General features: G+C 64.5%; 17 protein-coding genes. 9 read left to right on the top strand and 8 right to left on the bottom strand.

What is annotated here, in order from left to right; genetic code table 11:
* Positions 1 to 52 precede the first annotated feature (52 nt).
* The 3 genes from IEX32_RS04595 to IEX32_RS04585 all read left to right on the top strand — a co-directional run bounded on the left by IEX32_RS04595 (position 53) and on the right by IEX32_RS04585 (position 2,480).
* Positions 53 to 1,060, top strand: coding sequence for an SDR family oxidoreductase (locus IEX32_RS04595; RefSeq protein ID WP_188768858.1), 1,008 nt, complete (start codon positions 53 to 55; stop codon positions 1,058 to 1,060).
* Positions 1,061 to 1,579: 519 nt separating this feature from the next.
* Positions 1,580 to 1,879 (top strand): hypothetical protein, encoded by a 300-nt coding sequence (locus IEX32_RS04590; protein ID WP_229735972.1) that lies wholly within the window; start codon positions 1,580 to 1,582, stop codon positions 1,877 to 1,879.
* 166 nt (positions 1,880 to 2,045) lie between these two features.
* The gene (locus tag IEX32_RS04585) at positions 2,046 to 2,480 is read left to right on the top strand and encodes a CHRD domain-containing protein (RefSeq protein WP_188768856.1); all 435 of its coding nucleotides are present in this window, start codon (positions 2,046 to 2,048) and stop codon (positions 2,478 to 2,480) included.
* A gap of 78 nt (positions 2,481 to 2,558) precedes the next feature.
* On the opposite strand, the gene IEX32_RS04580 is transcribed toward IEX32_RS04585, so the two are convergent.
* From IEX32_RS04580 to IEX32_RS04555, 6 genes are all read right to left on the bottom strand, one after another.
* Entirely contained in the window at positions 2,559 to 4,817 is a 2,259-nt protein-coding gene (locus tag IEX32_RS04580; protein WP_188768854.1) for a TonB-dependent receptor, read from the bottom strand.
* A gap of 269 nt (positions 4,818 to 5,086) precedes the next feature.
* A complete protein-coding gene (locus tag IEX32_RS04575) occupies positions 5,087 to 5,632 on the bottom strand; it encodes a TetR/AcrR family transcriptional regulator (protein WP_188768852.1) in 546 nt (181 codons plus the stop codon).
* A gap of 190 nt (positions 5,633 to 5,822) precedes the next feature.
* A complete protein-coding gene (locus IEX32_RS04570; RefSeq protein ID WP_188768849.1) occupies positions 5,823 to 6,227 on the bottom strand; it encodes a hypothetical protein in 405 nt (134 codons plus the stop codon).
* A gap of 71 nt (positions 6,228 to 6,298) precedes the next feature.
* Positions 6,299 to 7,717 carry a metalloprotease TldD gene (tldD, locus tag IEX32_RS04565; RefSeq protein ID WP_188768848.1) on the bottom strand — a complete coding sequence of 473 codons (1,419 nt, stop codon included), beginning with the start codon at positions 7,715 to 7,717 and terminating at the stop codon, positions 6,299 to 6,301.
* Between the two features lie 168 nt (positions 7,718 to 7,885).
* Entirely contained in the window at positions 7,886 to 8,098 is a 213-nt protein-coding gene (locus IEX32_RS04560; RefSeq protein ID WP_188768839.1) for a zinc-finger domain-containing protein, read from the bottom strand.
* 59 nt (positions 8,099 to 8,157) lie between these two features.
* A complete protein-coding gene (locus IEX32_RS04555; RefSeq protein ID WP_188768837.1) occupies positions 8,158 to 9,432 on the bottom strand; it encodes a cytochrome P450 in 1,275 nt (424 codons plus the stop codon).
* Between the two features lie 197 nt (positions 9,433 to 9,629).
* On the opposite strand from IEX32_RS04555, the gene IEX32_RS04550 reads away from it, so the two are divergent.
* Both IEX32_RS04550 and nadB read left to right on the top strand, forming a co-directional pair.
* Complete coding sequence (locus IEX32_RS04550) at positions 9,630 to 10,583, top strand: ABC transporter ATP-binding protein (protein WP_188768835.1); 954 nt, start codon at positions 9,630 to 9,632, stop codon at positions 10,581 to 10,583.
* 444 nt (positions 10,584 to 11,027) lie between these two features.
* The gene (gene nadB, locus IEX32_RS04545; RefSeq protein ID WP_229735970.1) at positions 11,028 to 12,626 is read left to right on the top strand and encodes an L-aspartate oxidase; all 1,599 of its coding nucleotides are present in this window, start codon (positions 11,028 to 11,030) and stop codon (positions 12,624 to 12,626) included.
* A 60-nt stretch (positions 12,627 to 12,686) separates the two neighbouring features.
* On the opposite strand, the gene IEX32_RS04540 is transcribed toward nadB, so the two are convergent.
* Positions 12,687 to 12,932 carry a GlsB/YeaQ/YmgE family stress response membrane protein gene (locus tag IEX32_RS04540; RefSeq protein WP_188768834.1) on the bottom strand — a complete coding sequence of 82 codons (246 nt, stop codon included), beginning with the start codon at positions 12,930 to 12,932 and terminating at the stop codon, positions 12,687 to 12,689.
* A gap of 650 nt (positions 12,933 to 13,582) precedes the next feature.
* Here IEX32_RS04540 and IEX32_RS04535 point away from each other — a divergent pair.
* On the top strand, positions 13,583 to 15,559 hold the full coding sequence (locus IEX32_RS04535; RefSeq protein WP_188768996.1) for a ribonucleoside-diphosphate reductase subunit alpha: 1,977 nt from the start codon (positions 13,583 to 13,585) through the stop codon (positions 15,557 to 15,559).
* Between the two features lie 4 nt (positions 15,560 to 15,563).
* Entirely contained in the window at positions 15,564 to 15,875 is a 312-nt protein-coding gene (locus IEX32_RS04530; protein ID WP_188768832.1) for a hypothetical protein, read from the top strand.
* Between the two features lie 119 nt (positions 15,876 to 15,994).
* On the opposite strand, the gene IEX32_RS04525 is transcribed toward IEX32_RS04530, so the two are convergent.
* Positions 15,995 to 16,402 (bottom strand): hypothetical protein, encoded by a 408-nt coding sequence (locus IEX32_RS04525; RefSeq protein ID WP_229735968.1) that lies wholly within the window; start codon positions 16,400 to 16,402, stop codon positions 15,995 to 15,997.
* Positions 16,403 to 16,909: 507 nt separating this feature from the next.
* Here IEX32_RS04525 and IEX32_RS04520 point away from each other — a divergent pair.
* Together IEX32_RS04520 and IEX32_RS04515 are read left to right on the top strand one after the other, a co-directional pair.
* On the top strand, positions 16,910 to 18,658 hold the full coding sequence (locus IEX32_RS04520) for a copper resistance system multicopper oxidase (RefSeq protein ID WP_229735959.1): 1,749 nt from the start codon (positions 16,910 to 16,912) through the stop codon (positions 18,656 to 18,658).
* Entirely contained in the window at positions 18,658 to 19,647 is a 990-nt protein-coding gene (locus IEX32_RS04515) for a copper resistance protein B (protein WP_188768828.1), read from the top strand. Before IEX32_RS04520 ends, IEX32_RS04515 begins: the two co-directional genes overlap by 1 nt.
* Positions 19,648 to 19,691 lie beyond the last annotated feature (44 nt).

Here is a 19,691-nt window from a genome sequence, read left to right as displayed (position 1 = left end):
ACAGCAGGGCGTCGTCGTCTATATTCGCGCGCATTGCTGCGGGAGAGCGAGCATGACCCACTACAATCGTCGTCAGATACTGGCAGGAACGGGCGCCGCGTTCGCGGTGGCCGGCGCTGCGCCTGTCATGGGCGCAAAGCCTGTCGCCACCAGCCTTGAAGGCAAGAGCTTTCTCATCACCGGCACCTCCTCCGGCTTCGGCTACCTGGGGGCGCTTCTCTACGCGCGGCTGGGAGCGCGGGTGTTTGCCACCATGCGCAATCTGCCCCGACCCGAAGCGGCGGACCTGGAGCGCATCGCCCGCGCCGAGAGGCTGGATCTCACCGTGCTGCCGCTCGACGTGCTTTCCGACGATCAGGTCACGGCCGCTGTCGGGGAGGCGGAGCGTATCAACGGCGGCCCCGTGGACGCGCTGATCAACAATGCGGGCATAGTCATCAGCGGCCCGGTCGAGCTGCACGATATGGAAGCGGCGCGGCTCGCCTTCGACACCAATGTCTACGGCTGCCAGCGGCTGGCGCGCGCCGTGCTGCCGGGAATGCGCGAGCGCAAGTCCGGGCTCATCGTCAATGTATCCTCGCAGCAGGGGCGCATCATCATGCCCGGCATGGGCCTCTATTCTGCCACCAAGTTCGCGCTTGAATCGATGAGCGAGCAACTCGCCTACGAACTGGCGCCGCACGGGATCGAGGTGGTCATCATCCAGCCCGGCGGATATCCCACCAAGGTCGGCGCGAACCGCGCGCGGTATAACGCCGATCTGCTTGCCCGCGCGGAGGAGAAGCACAAGGCCGGCTATCCCGAAATGGTGTCGGCCATGTCGTCGAGCGCGAGCGGACGCAGCGTCTCGGCCGCCATGGCCGACATGCCCGACCCGGAAGAGGTTCCGCGCGCCATCGCCGAGATCGCCGCGATGCCCCCCGGTACCCGCCCCTTGCGCCGTCCTGTTCACCCGGCGCCGAAGCCGCAGGAAGCGATCAACAGGGTTTCCAGAGAGACCCAGCTAGCGCTTCTGGGCAACGGACGTTACGCCCCCTGGGCAGAGGCCGTGCTCGACTGACGCGGCACGGGCGATTCTCCGGCACGGCCTCGCAATACTCGCTCGGCGCCTATCGCCCTTGTTCATCGGACGTGCGTGCGGGAAATCGCCCCTGCGACGAGTTGCGGAACTTGCGGGTCGGCCATGCATTTTTAAACGTATTCCGCCAAAGTTTTCATCCCGTGGCGCAGGTTGCTTCGGGAGGAGACCTGCATCAGTCCGCGGGAGGTTGCTACGCAGCGATTCATTATCACTCAGGATATTGAGCGTTATCGCACCATTCTTGCGCGAACGTCCGACCAGCGGGAGCGCAGGACCATCATCGAACTATTGGCGAAACTGACACGCGATCGCGCCTTGCTGGACGCCGGACAGACCGGGTTGCCCATGAGCACCAGCGGACCCCGATCCACTTCGGCAGCACGCGCGGCTCGAATCGTGCGAGACGGGATAGAATGTTCGAGCCAACCGTATCTGTTGCTCCATCCCGGGCGCGGTCTGCGGATCGTCAGTGCAAACCGCGCCTATCTGGAGAGCACCATGTCGGACGGGCTGGCGATCTTTGGCGAACGCCTGTTCGACGTGTTCCCCGACAATCCGGACGAGCCTGAGGCCGATGGTGTAAGCAACCTGTACCGTTCATTGTCCAATGCCTCCCAAACCGGCAAGTCCGATACGATGCCGATCCAGCGCTACGATGTGCGGGATCCGCATGGCGCATTCACGGTCAAATGGTGGCGCCCAAGCAATACGCCGGTCTTCGACGATGGCGGTAAGCTGCTGTATATCCTGCACAATGTGCGCGAAGTGCTGTTCGAGGACTGGACCGGTGGGGCGTGATCTGATGGGGTGCGATCACCTTACCGTAGCGGGGCATTTGCCTCCTTGAGGCTTGCTCCAGTCGCGGCAAATGCGCGCGAGAGTTTCAAGCACCGGTAGTCAGGTCGGAACATCCCCCCGCGCGGCACGTTATCCGGCTTGACCTGGAACGTATGTGGAGAGAGCCATGAAACGCGCCCTGATCCTCGCCTCCGTCGTGCTGGCGGGCTGCGCCACGGTGGAGGAAGCCGCCGTGCAGGCCACCACCACGACATACAACGCCACTCTGACCGGCGATCAGGAAGTGGGCCCCGGCGACCCTGACGCATCGGCCAAAGCGGAGGTCAGCGTCGCCAGGAACCTCGACCGGATCTGTTATCAGGTCCGGGATATCCGGAATATCGGTCCCATTACGGCCGCGCATATCCACGAAGGCGCGATGGGCGAGAATGGCCCGCCGGTGATCACGCTGAACAAGGCGCCCGAAGGCGGCCTGAAGGGCTGCACCGACGCTCCGCAGTGGCTGCAGGACGCGATGAAGACGAACTTCACCGGCTACTACGTCAACATTCACACCGCCGATTACCCCAACGGCGCCATCAGGGGCCAACTGGGGCTGTGAAGAACGCCGCGACGTGAAAAAAAAACGCGCCCGGATCGCGTGGATCCGGGCGCATCTCGTTGCCAGCCGGCGGATGGCTCAATAGTCGAACTTGACGGTGACACCATAAGTCGACGGAGCGGCGCGGGCCGTGGTGGCGCCGAGGCCGGTCGAGATCTTCTGCTGGAAGTACTTGGTCCCGGTGATGTTCTTGCCCCAGATCTCGACGCCCCAGTTCTCCGTCACCCAGTAGGCCACCGAGCCGTTGAGCAGCGCATATTCCTTCTGCCGCAGGGTTCCGTCGGATTCGAACGGGAAGCCGCTGTTGTAGCTGCCGAGCAAGTTGAAGCGCAGGCTGCGCCGATCGTCCAGGTCGACTGAATAGCTCATGCCCAGGCTCGCAGTGAAGTCGGGCGCGCCCGGCGTCTGCAAGCCTGAGGCATCGCCCAGACAGGTCAGGAAGCCGCCGGTAGGCGTACCGGTGCTCGTACCCGGATCGGAGGTGCCCGGTGCATCGCAGACCGCCGGGAGCGGGTAGATGAACGGCGCCTGGAAGTCCGACCCCGGCGCGCCGAAGTTGTCGAAGCGCGAATCGAGCAAGGTGAAGCCGCCGAACAGGCGCAGGCTGTCCATCGGCGCCGCTTCGAATTCGACGTCGAGCCCGTCGACCTTCACCGAAGCCGCGTTGAGCAGCACCGCCGAGCCGAGGTTGCTGAGCGCGGCCGACCGGATCTGGTAGTTCGAGATGTCATAATGGAAGACCGAAGCGTTGAGGCGCAGCATGCGATTGAACAGCTCCGACTTCACGCCGATCTCGAAAGCATCAATGAATTGCGGGTTGACCGGCGCGTTGGCCGGGCTTTGCAGCGAATAGGTGCCGGCTTTGAAGCCCCTATTGTAGGAAGCATAGACGCTGATGTCCTCGCTCAGTTCCTGGCGCAGCGCCGCGCGGTAGGTGAACTTGCCGTAGGAAATCTTGTCTTCGGTCGGAATCTGGGGGAGCATCGTCGTCCCCACGATCGGTGATTGGCCGCCGCCCAGCTTGCGGATGTCCTCGGTATAGCGGATGCCGCCGGTTATCGTCGTGGTCGGTGTGATCTTGTAGCTCACTTCACCGAAGCCGGCATAGGAATCGGTGTCGAGCGTCGCATCGATGAATAGGCCGGACAGCGGCGAAAGGCCGAGACCGGAGAACATCGACCTGTTGAACACTTCCGAACGCAGATAGAATGCGCCGACCTGCCAGCTCAGCGGATCGGTGTCATTCGAGGCGAGGCGCAGTTCCTGCTGGTAGGCGCGCGAGCCCGAAGTGAACGCGATGCGCAGCCACGGTAGCGGGCCGCCATCCACGTCGAAGTCGGAAACATTCTTGCTGTCGCGCACAGAACTGATGCTGGTCAGGCTCACCGGGCCGAGATCGGCCTCGATCGTGCCGTTGATGCCCCAGGATTCGAGCTTGGTCAGCGAATAGTCGTTGGCCTGGGTATCCATGGAGCCGACCGAGAAGACCGGGCCGGTGAATCCGCGGCTCGGATAGTCCTCGTCGATCGACCAGCCGATCGCGGTGTTGTCGTCCATGTCGTAGTAGTCGCCGCCGAGGGTAACCTTGACATCGTCGGTGGCGCGCCAGACGAGCTTGGAGCGGGCGCCCCAGTACTGCATCTTCTTGATGTCGCGGTCCACCGTCAGGTTCCGGCCCCAGCCCTTGCCCTGGTCGTAGCCGGTGAGCGCGAGGTCCATGCTGAGGTTCTCGGCGATCGGTCCTCCGACGTAGAGCTTGCCGTGAACGGTCTCGTAGTTGGCGAGCCCGGCTTCGCCCGATGCCTCGAAGGTTTCGCCCGGCTCCTTGGTGATGATGTGGATGAGGCCGCCAAAGGCGTTGCGGCCGAACAGCGTGCCCTGAGGCCCCTTGAGAACCTCGATCCGCTCAATGTTGTTGAACTGGGTGACGGTGCCGCTGAGGTCGGGAACGTATACGCCGTCGACATAGAAGGCGTTGGAGCCCTCGTCGCCGACCGAGGCGTTGGTAGTGCCCACGCCGCGCACGAAGAACAGCCCGCTCGCGCCGGAGCGCTGGAAGTTGACCGAGGGAACGATCTGGCTGATCGTGTTGGTCTCGTTGATGCCGGCCCTGTCGAGCGCTTCGGCGGTGACCGCGGCGATGGCGATCGGCACTTCCTGCAGGTTTTCCGCGCGGCGTTGCGCAGTCACGATGATTTCGGAGAGACCGCGCGATGTTGTCTGCTCCGGTACGTCCCCGGCGGATTGCGCCTGTGCCGGCGCGGATAGCGCAAGCAAGCCTGCCAGTGCCGTTCCATACAGGGCGCGCACGCGCGTCCGATCGATGCCATCAGCCATCAGTTTCCTCCCTCTGTCCTTCCCCGGTGGGTTGATCCCCGGGGCCCCATTGCTTCGCCGGCGGGAGCCGTTTTTCCGGTCTCCATCTTTCGGCTCGAACAATGTACACAAGGTTGCGCGCGACTGTACACCCGTCAAGCAGTATATTTGCTCACGGTCTGCCCGGAGTGGACATCGTTCGCGACTGTCGCGGAAATGGCGGTCCGAGGCCGGGTGTGGGCTTTTTACGCGATGCCGCTGTCGATGGTGCCGTTTACGGGTTTACGGGTTTACGGGTTTACGGGCTGTCTCGGCTCGTAGGCTGCGAGCACCTGGTCCATGAAGGCGCGGACATCGTCATGGGCGGCGGTCATGCTGACGTTGCCTTCGATCACGATGTTTCGCGCAACGGCGGACATGAGGGCGGCGAGGGCCGGGGCGTTCATCGGCGGGTGCGTGATGCCGCGCTGCGCGCAGACCGTTTCGATCGCCTCGATCTGCAGGGCCCGGAAGCGCATACCCGCGGCGCGCATCTCGGCGCGCAAGGCGGGGTAGATCTTCGCGAGCGCGACATATTCCAGCACGCGGCGTGCTTCGGGAAGGTCGCAGTTGAGTTTCCACAGCGCGCGGAGCGGGCGAGGGCTGGAGAGCGCTTCGTCGTGCATCTGGAAATAGCTGGCGCAGGACCGCTGGAAGACGATGACGACGAGCTCTTCCATCGAGCGGAAATAGTAATGGAGCAGTTGCGGCTTGACCCCGGCCTTGCCGGCGATGCGGCGGACGGTGAAGGCCGGATAACCTTCTTCGTCGAGGATTGCCGAGGCTGCCTCGATCAACTGCAATCGGGTTCTTGCGCCCGTCGATTGATATCCGCGATTGGCAACCATCGCGGCGATCGTAAGGATTGGCGGCGGAAATGCAATTTCGTAGAACGGGCGATCTGAAAAGGACACGCTGCAAAGCAGAAGACGGCCGCGAGGTGCTCCCGGCCGTCTTCCTCAGGGGACCTTGTAGTCGGGCCGGCCGTTACTTGGCCGAGGCCACCTTCTTGTACGGCACGAATTCCCGCAGGCCGACGAACCCGCTCCACATGGAAGGCATCGAGCGGTCGTGCAGGTGCACGGTATCGACGCTGCACAGCTGCGAGCCCCACAGCCTGGTCACGAGGATGTCGTCGTTGTCGAGCGCTTCGGCATTGGAAGGCCGGTTGACGTACAGCGTCCTGCCGATGCGGTAGACGATGGCGGTCTTGTCGATGACGGTCGTTCCCGTGGCCTGGGACAGGGGAATGCAATTGACAGGTTTTCCGGCCTCACGGCCTTCAAGCATCTTGGCGAGCCGTTGCTCGCCGGTCAACTCGTCACGGGCCTGAGCGGCGGGGACCGCGAGAAGCGAGGCGGCTACGGCGAGGGCAGCGACGATCTTGCGCATGTCTTTCTCTCCTTTTCCCACTTCCTTTTGTCCCGTTTATGGCACTGGCCGCCTGAACCGTAGCTGACCGCTCAGGCGGTGCCGCCCACGGTGATGCCCTCGATCAGCAGTGTGGGCTGGCCGACGCCGGCGGGCACGCTCTGGCCGCCTTTGCCGCACATGCCCACGCCTTCGTCGAGTTCCATGTCGTTGCCGATGCCCTTGACGCGGGTGAGCACCGAGGGGCCGTCGCCAATCAGCGTAGCGCCCTTGATCGGCGCGCCCAGCCTACCGTTTTCCACCTTGTAGGCCTCGGTGCAGGAGAACACGAACTTGCCCGAGACGATGTCGACCTGGCCGCCGCCGAAATTCTTCGCGTAGATGCCGTTGCCGATACGGCTCAGCAGTTCCTCGGGATCGTCGCCGCCGGCCTTCATGAAAGTGTTTGTCATGCGCGGCATCGGGGCGTGGGCATAGTTCTCGCGGCGGCCGTTGCCGGTCGGCTCGACGCCCATGAGGCGGGCGTTGAGGCGGTCCTGCATGTAGCCCTTGAGGATGCCGTCCTCGATGAGCACCGTCTCCTTCGTCGGCGTGCCTTCGTCATCGATCGAGAGCGAACCGCGCCGGCCCGCGATCGAGCCGTCGTCGACGATGGTCACGCCCGGCGCGCCGACGCGCTCCCCGATGCGGCCGGTGAAGGCGGACGTTCCCTTGCGGTTGAAATCGCCTTCCAGGCCGTGGCCGATAGCCTCGTGCAGCAGCACGCCCGGCCAGCCGGGGCCGAGCAGCACGGTCATCTCACCCGCCGGGGCATCGACGCTTTCGAGGTTTATGAGCGCGCGCTGGAGCGCGGTATCGATGGCGCGGTTCCAGTTCTCGGGCTTGAACAGGTCGTCGTAGAGCCAGCGGCCGCCCATGCCGAACGAACCCGTTTCGCGCCGTCCGTTCGCTTCGGCCACAATGGTGACATTGAGGCGCACCAGCGGGCGCACATCAGTCGCGACGAACCCGTCGGCGCGCACGATCTCGACCACCGACCACGAACCGGAGAGGCTGGCGCTCACTTGCGAGACGCGCGGATCGCGGGCGCGGGCGGCGGCGTCGATGGTCTCGAGCAGCGAGACTTTCTCGGCGAAACCGAGAAGGTCGAGCGGCGATGCCTCGGTATAGAGGTGGCGGTTGCTCTTCTGCGGCGCCGCGGCGCGCTGGCCGGCCGCGGGATCCAGCAGTTGCAGCGTCTCGCCGGCGCGGCGGATGGCCGGGGCGGAAATCTCGTTGGCGTGGGCAAAGCCTGTCATCTCGCCGGAAACGCCGCGCAGGCCGAAGCCGGCGTCGCGCGAATAGTCGGCGGTCTTGAGGCGTCCGTCATCGAAGCCAAACGATTCGGTCGCCAGGAACTGCATGTAGAGTTCGCCGTCATCGCAGGCGCGCAAGGTCTCGGCGGCAAGCGCCTGCGCATCCTCGGGCGTGAGCTGGCGGTAAAGGAGCGAACGGGGGTCGGTGAGGGTCATACGCCGGAATATAGGCGACGTGGCGGGAATTAAAATGCCGACGGCGCACTCCGTCATCCCGGACGTGATCCGGGACCGGTGGAGGTCGTTCGGCAAGCCCTCTCGGCAAGGCTGCGCGTAAACACCGCCACCGGTCCCGGGTCGAGCCCGGGATGACGGGAGCTTTCTTCAGGCCGCCTGCTGGTCCGCGGGGCCGCTCTTCAGCACGAAGCGGCGGTCGCAATAGCCGCATTCGACATAGCCCTTCTCGTCGATTTCCAGCCAGACGCGCGGGTGGCCGAGCGCGGCGGGCGTGTAGTTCCCGTTGGCGCGAATATCCGTGGCTCCGTCGCAGGAGACGCGGGGGGAATCGGTGTAGACGGTTTCGGGCGCGTTGCTCATGGGCGCGCCATTAGCAGGGGGCAGGGGACATTTCCAGATGTCTCGCAATGACGAGCGTCTCACGCGGGCTCGAACTTCACATGGAGCTTGTCGAGCCCCCGGATGATGTAGCTCGGCTCGTAGCTGATCCGTCGCGCACCCCTGGGGCCGTGATGCTCCTCGTCGAGCGTGAACGATCGGGTATGGTCGAAAAAGCGGTCGAGGATCACCGCGACTTCGGCGCGGGCGAGCGGCGCCCCGGCGCAGGTGTGCGCGCCCCGACCGAAGGCCAGGTGCTCCCTGATCCTGGCCCGTCCGAGCACGAAGGCTTCGGGATCGTCCCAGCGCGCCGGATCGCGATTAGCGGCGGAAAGCGAGACGACGATGCGCGTGCCCGCCGGGATTTCGACTTCGCCGATGCGCGTCTTGCGACGGGCAATGCGGAAGGTTGCCTTGGTCGATCCTTCGAGGCGCAGGTTCTCCTCCAGGAACGGGCCGATCAGGCTGCGGTCCTCGCGCAGCTGCTGCTGCAGGCCCTGCTGCTCGGCAAGGAGGCGCATGCCGTTGCCGATCAGTTTGGCACTGGTGTCCTGCCCGGCGGCAAAGAGGAACATCGCCGACTTGACCACTTCCATCGCATCGGGCGTCGATCCGTCAGGATACTTCGCCAGCGCCATTTCCGTCATGACGTCGTCCTGCGGACTGGCGCGCCGCTCGGCGATGTAGCGCGCGAAGTAGCCGGCCATGACCATCAGCGGGTGCATGGACTGCCCGGTTTCGCCCGCGTCCATGTTGCCCGGCGGAGGGCCGGCGTCGATCACCTGGCGAAAGGTTTCGCGGTCTTCGGCCGGGACACCGAGCAGGTCGGCAATGACCATGGTGACGTAGGGCGTGGCCACCTCGCCGATAAGCTCGCACCCGCCGCGCGCCACCACGTCGCGAACAACGCTGTCCGCATAGTCACGCATGAATGCCTCGTTGGCCTTCAGGCGCGAAGGCGTGAACAGCGGATTGAGCAGCGAACGGGCGGCGGCATGCCTTTCCCCGTCGTAGGAGACCATCAGTTCCATCGGATTGCCGGTATGGGATTCGAGCTGCGCGCCGATGTCGTCGCCCTCGATGGCAAAGGGCAGCTTCAGCAGGGGGTCGGGATTGAGCCAGGAGGAGAAGTCGCGCGTGTTGAGCAGGACTTCGATCGCCTCGCGAAAGCCGGTGACGATGACCACGTCCTCGCGGCTCTTCATCTGATAGACCGGACCGTTGCTGCGGATCTGCTCGAAGTACTCATAAGGATCGAGCAGGACGGAATGGTCGGTGAAATAATCCTTCTCGATGATCTGGGCGGCGGTAGCCATGGTCGCTCTCCCGGGCGCGCCGGGACGACTCGTTCCCGGCATAAATGATATATAGTGGATCATATTCGCCGGGCGAACGCGCGTCAACGCTTACGCCTCCCGCGCAATTGCGCGACCCTTTCGCAATGCCGCGTCTTTGCGTGTAACGGCCGCGGTGGGGCTTTACCCGCCTCGAAACTTCCCCCAAATGCGCGGGCATGATCAGCACTGCCGAGCCCGCCATCTCGATCCGCGACATTGTCAAGCGCTACGCGCCGGCCGGCGGCGGGGAAGGGAAGCTGGCGCTCAAGGGAGTGTCCTTCGACGTGCCCGAAGGGGGGATCTTCGGTCTGCTGGGGCCAAACGGCGCGGGCAAGTCGACGCTCATCAACATCATGGCCGGGCTGGTGAGGAAGACCTCCGGCTCGGTGAACATCTGGGGTTTCGACATCGACCGCGATCAGCGCAACGCCAAGCGCGCGATCGGCATCGTTCCGCAGGAGATCGTCTTCGATCCCTTCTTCACGCCGTACGAGGTGCTCGAAAACCAGGGCGGGCTCTACGGTATTGCCAGGCATCTGCGCCGTAGCGACGAACTGCTGCGGGCGGTGCATCTCGCCGACAAGCGCAATGCCTATGCCCGCACGCTTTCCGGCGGCATGAAGCGGCGCCTGCTGATTGCCAAGGCGCTGGTCCACCAGCCGCCTGTGCTGGTGCTCGACGAGCCGACGGCGGGCGTCGACGTCGAATTGCGCCGCCAGTTGTGGGAGCTGGTCTCCGAGATGAACCGCGAGGGCGTGACCATCGTGCTCACCACGCATTACCTCGAAGAGGCGGAAGAACTGTGCGACCGCATCGCGATCATCAATCACGGCGAACTCATCGCCAACAAGCCTACCCGCGAGCTGGTCGGCATGGCGCGCGAGAAGATCCTGGTGCTGACGCTCGATCGCGACCACACCGAGATGCCCCGCCATCCCGGTTTCGTGCGCTGCGAGGCGAGCGGCGAGCGGATGCTGGAGATCACTTACGACAAGGACCGCGCCAATGCCGGCGAGATTCTCTCCGCCCTGCAGGCGCAAGGCTTTTCGATCGTCGATGTGACGACCCGGGAAGCGGATCTCGAAGACGTTTTCGTCAGCCTCACCAGCCAGGCGAATGCCGGCGGCTGATCTGGAATGGATGTTATCCCGAGCCGTTTTTCAGGGCGCCGAATTTCCCTCCCGGCCAACCCCGGTTTTGGAGGACCGGCCGGGGATGGGCGACGGCGGGGCGTTACGCAACCATTCGCGCCTCCAGGTCCTGTGACTTTTCCGTCTTATCCTGCGGCCGCAACATCTGCAGTTTCCGACGTAGCTGAATGCGTCCTTGCAGACATCTTCGCGGACCGGTTGGTGTCTGTTCAAGAGGCATAAAAGCGTTTGTACTGGCATGAGTACTGTCTCGCATGGCGGTGGCGACCGATAGGCCGGGCGTTCTTCCGCGTCCGGCAAGGAGCACACGGGGTACGTGCGACCTCGCGTCACGCCCTAGCCGCTTCATGGTGCAGTGCAATGCAATAGGCGGCGATGTGCCAAAATGTTGCGATCGGTCGCGGCAGCCGTAAATGAGAGCAGATGGAATCGATGAATCCCGATCATAGCTGCCACGACGTCGTCGTCGTTGGTTCCGGCGCGGCAGGACTTACCGCGGCGCTGGCGCTCGCCGACAAGCTGAAGGTCCTCGTCCTTGCCAAGGGCCCGCTCACCGGCGGCTCGACCGCCTGGGCGCAAGGCGGGATCGCCGCGGTCCTCGCCGCCGGCGATACCTTCGAGGAACATATCCGCGATACCATGGTGGCCGGGGCGGGGCTCAACCGGATCGAGACCGTCGAATATGTCGTGGAGCGCGCACCGGGGGCGATCGACCGCCTCGTCGAGCTGGGCGTGCCTTTCAACATGGACGGCAGCGCCCTCCACCTCACGCGCGAAGGCGGCCATTCGCATCGCCGCATCGTCCACGTCAACGACGCGACCGGCTGGGCGGTGCACCAAGCCCTGCTGGAGGCGGCCAAGGCCAATCCCAACATTACCCTCCTTCCCGGACGGTCCTGCATCGACCTTATCACCGGGCGGCACGAGATGCGCTACTCGGGCTCGGGCCGGGTATGGGGCGTCTATGCGCTCGACGAGGAAACGGGACACGTCGAGGCGCACACCGCCCGCGCGACGGTTCTCGCGACCGGCGGGGCGGGCCGCGTCTACCGGTTCAGCACCGCGCCGCGCGGCGCAACGGGGGATGGCATCGCCATGGCCTGGCGCGCGGGCGCGCGGGTTTCCAACATGGAGATGATGCAGTTCCACCCGACCTGCCTCTACAATCTGGAGGTCAAGAACTTCCTCATCACCGAGGCGGTGCGGGGCGAGGGCGGGCATCTGAAACACCCGGAGACCGGGCACCGCTTCATGCCCGACTATGACGAGCGCGCCGAACTCGCGCCGCGCGATATCGTTGCCCGCGCGATCGACGACCAGATCAAGCGCTATGGCCTGGATTTCGTCCACCTCGATATCAGCCACAAGCCGCCGGAGTTCGTGAAGGAGCATTTCCCGACCATTCACGAGAAGCTCCTTTCGCTTGGCATCGACATGACCAGCCAGCCGATCCCGGTCGTGCCGGCGCAGCACTATACCTGCGGCGGCATCCTCGTCGATCTTGCAGGCAGGACCGACCTGCCCGGTCTCTATGCCGCCGGCGAATGTACCGAGAGCGGCCTTCACGGGGCCAATCGCCTCGCGTCCAATTCGCTGCTCGAATGCTTTGTCTTTGGCGAGGCGTCGGCCGCGCATATCCTCGAGCACTGGGACACCTTCGACATCCCGCCGCCCGTGCGCGCTTGGGACGAGAGCCGCGTTACCGATTCTGACGAGGAAGTCGTCATCAAGCAGAACTGGACCGAGATCCGCCGGTTCATGTGGAACTATGTCGGCATCGTGCGCACGACCAAGCGGCTGGAACGGGCGATGCACCGCATCCAGTTGCTCAATACCGAGGTCGAGGAATATTACCGGCACTTCCGTGTCTCGACCGACCTGATCGAACTGCGCAACCTGCTCCAGTCCGCCGAACTGATCGTCGGCTCGGCACTCAAGCGGCACGAGAGCAGGGGGTTGCACTATACCCTGGATTATCCCGACACGCTGGCGGAACCGCAGGACACCGTGCTTGTGCCGTGATGCGGATCCGCCGGCGGCGGGGCTGCGCCTCCGCCGGCATTCAATCGCGCGCCGGCGGGTTCAGGCGCCGATGCCGAGAAGCCTCCCGAGGAAGATCAACGCGATCGCGCCGACTACCGAAGCAAGGCAGCCCGCGCGGCTGAAGTCGCGCCGGCCGCGGCTGGTGACGAGGCCGGCGACCAGCGAGCCGCCGATGCCGAGCAGTATCGTCGCGACCCATCCCATCTCGACCGCGCCGGGATAGAAGAAGCGCGCGAGCACGCCGATGATGAGCCCGCTGATGATGGCACCGATGATATTCAACATTGTCCTGTCCTGCTCCTTCGCATGGCCTCGCCGCACTCCTCCCTTTACTTGCCCGTTAATCGCCGGATGGCAACTCGGTTGCATGCATCGGCGGGCGCCGGTAGCGCCGGGCACAAGATGCTGAATCCCTTGTGGAGTCCGGGGCACTCTTCGGAACTCCGCTCGTCGCAAATCTGATTCGGCTTGTCGGCAAAATTTTGGGGAAAAATATTTCCGGCGCGGGCCGACATTACCCCTTGCCATCGGCACGGGTGAAGGACTTTCCACGCGTCGTGAGCCCGGCTTGGCTGTCCAGCCTCCGCTTCGCCGCTGCTCCGGCCCGGACAGGCACCCCTTGCGCCGAATTTCAGAAAGAGCACTATGGGTTGTGGCGCGAGGGGTGCCGGGGCTCAACACCTTGAGGAATCCAGGCAGGCGGATCATCGTCTGCCGAGGATGAGTCCGGGTGAGGGCGGGGCCTCGAAAATGCCGTGCGTCAGAGTTCAGGCGGGAGATTTGTTCTCTTTTTGTGCTGACTCTGATAAGCGGGTGTGCGGAAGAACGCCCGCCGAATCGCGCCGGCACTGCCGGCTGACGGGCGGTTGTGAGGACATTGGGGGGCGAAAGTGGATTTCAGGAACGGAAGCGACGATCTGGTGGGAAGTGCTGAGATGGGCCATTCCGGGGCGGATGCACCGGAAGCCTCCGGCGATGCGGGCACGCAGGGCTCCGCCGACGTGAACAAGGAGACGGGCAAGAGCCCGGCAATCGCGATGGAAAAGACCGACACCGGAACGGCCGATCTGGTCGAGGCGCCCGCCAAGGCGCCCAGCGATTCGAAGACGATCCACGATCGCCGCTTCAACATCGTCACCGATGACGGCCGCGACGCGCTGCTGACCGATTTCGGCCGGGAAACGCTGGATGACCGCTACCTGTTGCCCGGCGAGAAGTACCAGGACCTCTTCGCCCGCGTCGCCGATGCCTATGCCGACGATCAGGAGCACGCCCAGCGGCTCTACGACTATATCTCGAAGCTGTGGTTCATGCCGGCGACTCCGGTGCTCTCGAACGGCGGCACCGGGCGCGGCCTGCCGATCTCATGCTATCTGAACTCGGTCGACGACAGCCTCGAGGGCATTGTCGCGACCTGGAACGAGAACGTCTGGCTCGCCTCGCGCGGGGGCGGCATCGGCACGTACTGGGGCGCGGTGCGCGGCATCGGCGAGCCGGTGGGCCTCAACGGCAAGACCAGCGGCATCATCCCCTTCGTGCGCGTGATGGACTCGCTCACGCTGGCGATCAGCCAGGGCTCGCTGCGGCGCGGCTCGGCGGCCTGCTACCTCGATGTATCGCACCCCGAGATCGAGGAGTTCCTCGAGATCCGCAAACCTTCGGGCGACTTCAACCGCAAGGCGCTCAACCTGCACCATGGCGTGCTCCTGACCGACGAATTCATGGAAGCCGTGCGCGATGGCGCCGAATTCGAACTGAGGAGCCCGAAGACCGGCGAAGCGCGCGGCAAGGTCAATGCGCGTTCGCTGTTCCAGAAGCTGGTCGAGACGCGCCTTGCCACCGGCGAGCCCTACATCGTCTTCTCCGACACCGTGAACCGCATGATGCCCAAGCATCACCGCGATCTCGGTCTCAAGGTCTCGACGTCGAACCTGTGCTCGGAAATCACGCTGCCCACGGGCCGCGACCACCTCGGCAACGATCGCACGGCGGTATGCTGCCTCTCCTCGCTCAACCTCGAGACCTGGGAAGAGTGGAAGGGCGAAAAGCGCTTCGTCGAGGACGTGCTGCGCTTCCTCGACAACGTGCTGCAGGACTATATCGACCGCGCCCCGGACGAGATGGCCCGCGCCAAGTATTCGGCGATGCGCGAACGCTCGGTCGGCATGGGGGTGATGGGCTTCCACTCCTACCTGCAGAAAAAGGGCATCGCCTTCGAAAGCGCGATGGCCAAGGCGCTCAACCTGCAGATGTTCCAGTACATAAACCAGAAGGCCAACGAGGCCTCTATGCTGCTGGCGAAGGAACGCGGGCCGTGCCCCGACGCCGCCGATCAGGGCGTGATGGAGCGCTTTTCCTGCAAGATGGCGATCGCGCCCACGGCCTCGATCTCGATCATCTGCGGCGGCACCTCGGCCTGCATCGAGCCGATCCCGGCCAACATCTACACCCACAAGACGCTCTCGGGCTCGTTCGTGGTGAAGAACCCCTACCTGCAGAAGCTGTTCGCCTCGAAGAGCAAGGATTCCAACAACGTGTGGAATTCGATCCTCGAGCATGGCGGCTCGGTGCAGCACCTCGACTTCCTCAGCCCCGAGGAGAAGGCGGTCTACAAGACCAGCTTCGAGATAGACCAGCGCTGGCTGCTCGAATTCGCCGCCGACCGCACACCCTATATCGACCAGGCGCAGTCACTGAACCTGTTCATTCCCGCCGACGTCGACAAGTGGGACCTGATGATGCTGCACTTCCAGGCGTGGGAAAAGGGTATCAAGTCGCTCTACTACCTGCGTTCGAAAAGCGTGCAGCGCGCCGGCTTTGCCGGCGGCGTGGAAGCGGATAACACCGCCGTGGCGCCCCGCTTCGAAATCGGCGAGACGACGGATTACGACGAGTGCCTGGCCTGTCAGTAAAGCCATGACCGGATCCGCGCGCCTCCTTCCGGTCGCCGCGCTCCTCGCGCTCGCGGGTTGCGCGCGTCAGGTGACCACGGCGGTCGCGCCGGAGGCGCCCGGTTTCCTGCTCGGCGTGTGGCACGGCTTCATCTTCCCGGTCGCCTGGGTCCTGTCGCTGTTCCTCGATAATGTTGCGATCTACGCCGTGCCCAATAACGGCGGCTGGTACGATTTCGGCTATTTCGTGGGCGTGATGTTCCTCGGTGTCGGCGCGCATGGCGGCAAGCGCGTGGTGTACCGCGACCGGGTGATCGAAAAGCGCGTGATCGATTGATGATGCGTCGCTCCTGCGAAGGCAGGAGCCTGACCGACTTTGCAAGCCATTCTCCCCCTCTTCAGAGGGGGGGTGGTGGCTCCGCGCCAAGACCCGCGCCCGCGCTCAGTACTTCGCGATCACTCCACGGTCATTCTGAACGGTACGTCGATGTCGAGCTTCACGCGGTAATCCGCCCGGCCGCTCACGGTGCTGGTGACGATCACGGCCTTGCACTTCACGACGGCATCCGACAGGTGCCACCGCTTCAGCCATTCGCGGTACTGTGTGCTCAGGTTGCGGGGGAAGACGCCGGTGACCATGTCCTCGATGGAGACGGTCACCCTGCTGCGGTCCTTCGCGTTGCTGTCATCGAGCGCCAGGCTCGCGACGCATTCGTGCCGGGTCTTTCGGCTCGCGATGTCACGCAGTTCGGACTGGTACTGCGAAGTCTTCACGCATTCGTGCCGGTATTCCCCCCGCCCGTGCAGGAACAGCGTCCTGTCATCCGGGGTGATGGACGGTGCGCAATTGTCGTTCGCGGGCATCGCCCTTCGACGAGCGCTCCGCTGAAGAATGACAGGCAAAAATAACCATTTGAAAAATGGTATGAAAATCTGTTGTGTGCCCACGATTCTGCGTACCCGAATGTTTTTCCGATCGTGTTCTGCGCCGCACTGTACTGATAAAGGACTATATCCGGTAGCCCTTATTAACCACAAAGTGGTACTTATCCCGAGTAGGGGCGCTGCATCCCTGGCCGTAGTCCGGTGAGCGACAGCGACGCCGCGTGAGCGTAGTTGTTGGAGCGGCGTTGCGTCTTTCGTGTCCGAAGCGTACGGGCGGGAGGCGATGATGACGAAAATGGACGCGGCGTCTGCCCCCGGCCTCAAGGGCCCGCTGCAGTTCTGCCCGACGGAAGGCATGGCGCAGGACGAAGCCGCCGCACTGCTCGACATCAGCCGCAAGGCCGCGGAGACCCGCATATACCAGGCGAGGCGGAAATTGTCGAAACTTCTTGAGGGTTTAGCGCGCCGCTTGCGTAGTTCCTTTCGATGATCATGAAACCTTCGTTCAACCGTCGCCGCTTCCTTGGTGTGTCCGGCCTGCTGGCCGCTTCGTTCGGAACCGCAAGCCTGTTCCCGGCGTGGGCGCGCAGCGGCTCGGCCGGCCTGCCTTCGCCGGACGTGCTGTCCGGCAAGGAGATCGCCCTTACCATCGGCGAAAGCCATTTCGCGACCGGCGGTCGTTCGGCCCATGCGATAACAGTCAACGGCACGCTGCCCGCGCCGCTCATTCGCCTGCGCGAGGGGCAGAACGTGCGCATCGCGGTGACCAACCGCCTCGCAGAGCAGACCTCCATCCACTGGCACGGCCTGCTGCTGCCATTCCAGATGGACGGCGTGCCGGGCGTGAGTTTCCCCGGCATCGACCCGGGCGAGACGTTTGTCTACGAGTTCCCGCTCATCCAGTCCGGCACCTACTGGTATCACAGCCATTCGGGGATGCAGGAGGCCATGGGGCACTATGGCCCGATGGTGATCGATCCGACTGACGGTCCGCATGAGCCGTACGAGCGCGAGCATGTGCTGGTGCTGTCCGACTGGAGCCCGATGCACCCGCACGAGCAGCTTCGCCGGCTCAAGCTGATGGGCGGGTACTTCAACCGGCAGAAGCAGACGCTGGCCGGCCTGCTCGCGGGCAGGGACCAGACGCTGAAGGAGCGCCTAGAATGGGCGGCCATGCGCATGGACCCGACCGACATATCGGACGTGACCGGCATGACCTACAGCTTCCTCGTCAACGGCCACGGCACGCCTGAGAACTGGACCGGCCTTTTCGCGCCGGGCGAGAGGGTGCGGCTGCGCGTCATCAACGCCTCGGCCATGACGAATTTCAACTTCCGTGTCCCCGGCCTGCCGCTGAGCGTGGTCGCCGCCGACGGTCTTCCGGTGCAGCCGGTCGAGACCGACGAAGTGCAGATCGCGATCGCCGAGACTTACGATTTCATCGTCACGCCCGGCGAGGAAGCGGCCTATGGCATCATTGCCGAGGCGATCGACCGCTCCGGCCTTGTCCGCGCGACGCTGGCGCGGCGGGTCGGCCTTGCTGCGCCGATCCCGGAACTACGCAATCGCCCACTGCTGAACATGCGCGACATGGGCATGGACATGTCCGGCATGGATATGGACGAGGGCGGCGTGATCGACCTCAGCAGGCCCGCGAACGAAGGCATGGAGGAGCATTCCATGTCGATGCGCGATCCCTCGGTGGCGCCGGACGTGCCGCTGGGGCCAGGCGTCGCGACGCTTTCGCCGATGCCGGCCGATCGCCTTGCCGACCGGCCGACAGGGCTGGAGGACGTCGATCATCGCGTGCTCACGTATGCCGATTTGCGCGCGCGGGAGAAGAACCCCGATCCGCGCACGCCGAGCCGCCAGGTCGACGTGCACCTTACCGCCAACATGGAACGCTACATGTGGTCGATGGACGGCGTCGCGCTGTCCGAAGGGGCACAGCCGATCCCGTTCCGCCTGAACGAGCGCGTGCGGGTTAACCTCATCAACCACACGATGATGCCGCATCCGATCCACCTGCACGGGCATTTCTTCGAGCTGGTGACGGGAGAGCCGGGGCACCGGCCGCGCAAGCATACGGTCAACGTGCTGCCCGGCGGCAGGGTCTCGTTCGATCTCACCGCCGACGGCGAGGGCGACTGGGCCTTCCACTGCCACATGCTGCACCACATGCATTCGGGGATGATGCGCGTGGTCACGGTCCGCCGTGAGCGAGGAGAGGCCTGATGCGCCGCCTTGCGCTTGTCGCGCTCGCTTGCGGCCTGGCCAGCCCCGCGTTCGCGCAGGATGCGCACGGCGGACATGCGGTGCATGCCAATTCCGCTCCGGCCGGGGACCAGACCACCGGGCATGCGGGGATGGACCATTCAGCGATGGACCACGGCGAGATGGACCATGGCCAGGCGCAGGACGCCGACGTGGACCATTCCATGCACATGGGCCACGCGATGGAACCCGAGCGGGCCGCCGACGATACCCCCGGCGATGCTCCGCCGCCGCCGGTGCCGACGGACAGGGCCGCCGACGCGTTCTTCCCGCCCGCGGCGATGGAACGTTCGCTGGCGGCGATGTACCGGGAGATGACCTTCCGCACTTTCGCCTTGCAGATCGATCAGCTCGAATACCGGGCGCGTTCCGGACAGGACGGTTACGGCTTCGAGGGTTCTGCGTGGTACGGCGGTGACATCGACCGCGCCGTCGTCGACTTCGAGGGCGAGGGGGCCTTTGGAGAGAAGCCGGAGAATATCGAGGTCAGCGCCTATTGGCGCCGCGCGCTCGATCCCTGGTTCAACCTGCAACTCGGCGTCCGGCATGACTTTCGCCCCGACCCGGATCGCACTTACGCGATGGCCGGCATCCAGGGGCTGGCGCCTTACTGGTTCGAGGTCGAGGGACAGGTCTTCATATCGAACAAGGGCGACGTTCATGCCCGCTTGGTGGCTGCCTATGACCAGCGCATCACCCAGCGGCTGATCCTGGAACCCGAACTGGAGGCCGACTTCGCCTTTCAGGACGTGCCTGAACTGGGCATCGCTTCCGGTTTCGAGAAAATTGAGGCCTCGGCGCGGCTGCGCTACGAAGTGACGCGCATGTTCGCGCCATATGTCGGCGTGTTCTGGGAACGCAGGCTGGGCGGCAGCGCCGATCATGTGCGGGCACATGGCGAGAGGGCGTCTGCCGTTTCGGCCGTGGCCGGCATCCGCATCTGGTTCTGACCGGTCGTGCCGGGTCACATGGCCGGCTGCCGCGTGTCGGGGTG

The organism is Novosphingobium endophyticum, from assembly GCF_014640675.1.
GTDB classification, from domain to species: Bacteria; Pseudomonadota; Alphaproteobacteria; order Sphingomonadales; family Sphingomonadaceae; genus Novosphingobium; species Novosphingobium endophyticum.
This window is presented reverse-complemented; position numbering and strand designations above follow the sequence as displayed.

Excerpts from the sequence above, each read along its gene's own strand:
- IEX32_RS04560 (WP_188768839.1), bottom strand. The coding sequence starts at position 8,098 with ATGAGCAACGCGCCCGAAACCGTCTACACCGATTCCCCCCGCGTCTCC.
- IEX32_RS04555 (WP_188768837.1), bottom strand. The coding sequence starts at position 9,432 with ATGGCTACCGCCGCCCAGATCATCGAGAAGGATTATTTCACCGACCAT.
- IEX32_RS04530 (WP_188768832.1), top strand. The coding sequence starts at position 15,564 with ATGACCGGATCCGCGCGCCTCCTTCCGGTCGCCGCGCTCCTCGCGCTC.
- IEX32_RS04520 (WP_229735959.1), top strand. The coding sequence starts at position 16,910 with ATGATCATGAAACCTTCGTTCAACCGTCGCCGCTTCCTTGGTGTGTCC.
- IEX32_RS04585 (WP_188768856.1), top strand. The coding sequence starts at position 2,046 with ATGAAACGCGCCCTGATCCTCGCCTCCGTCGTGCTGGCGGGCTGCGCC.
- IEX32_RS04590 (WP_229735972.1), top strand. The coding sequence starts at position 1,580 with ATGTCGGACGGGCTGGCGATCTTTGGCGAACGCCTGTTCGACGTGTTC.
- IEX32_RS04515 (WP_188768828.1), top strand. The coding sequence starts at position 18,658 with ATGCGCCGCCTTGCGCTTGTCGCGCTCGCTTGCGGCCTGGCCAGCCCC.
- IEX32_RS04540 (WP_188768834.1), bottom strand. The coding sequence starts at position 12,932 with ATGTTGAATATCATCGGTGCCATCATCAGCGGGCTCATCATCGGCGTG.
- IEX32_RS04570 (WP_188768849.1), bottom strand. The coding sequence starts at position 6,227 with ATGCGCAAGATCGTCGCTGCCCTCGCCGTAGCCGCCTCGCTTCTCGCG.
- tldD (WP_188768848.1), bottom strand. The coding sequence starts at position 7,717 with ATGACCCTCACCGACCCCCGTTCGCTCCTTTACCGCCAGCTCACGCCC.
- IEX32_RS04595 (WP_188768858.1), top strand. The coding sequence starts at position 53 with ATGACCCACTACAATCGTCGTCAGATACTGGCAGGAACGGGCGCCGCG.
- nadB (WP_229735970.1), top strand. The coding sequence starts at position 11,028 with ATGGAATCGATGAATCCCGATCATAGCTGCCACGACGTCGTCGTCGTT.
- IEX32_RS04525 (WP_229735968.1), bottom strand. The coding sequence starts at position 16,402 with ATGCCCGCGAACGACAATTGCGCACCGTCCATCACCCCGGATGACAGG.
- IEX32_RS04550 (WP_188768835.1), top strand. The coding sequence starts at position 9,630 with ATGATCAGCACTGCCGAGCCCGCCATCTCGATCCGCGACATTGTCAAG.
- IEX32_RS04535 (WP_188768996.1), top strand. The coding sequence starts at position 13,583 with ATGGGCCATTCCGGGGCGGATGCACCGGAAGCCTCCGGCGATGCGGGC.
- IEX32_RS04580 (WP_188768854.1), bottom strand. The coding sequence starts at position 4,817 with ATGGCTGATGGCATCGATCGGACGCGCGTGCGCGCCCTGTATGGAACG.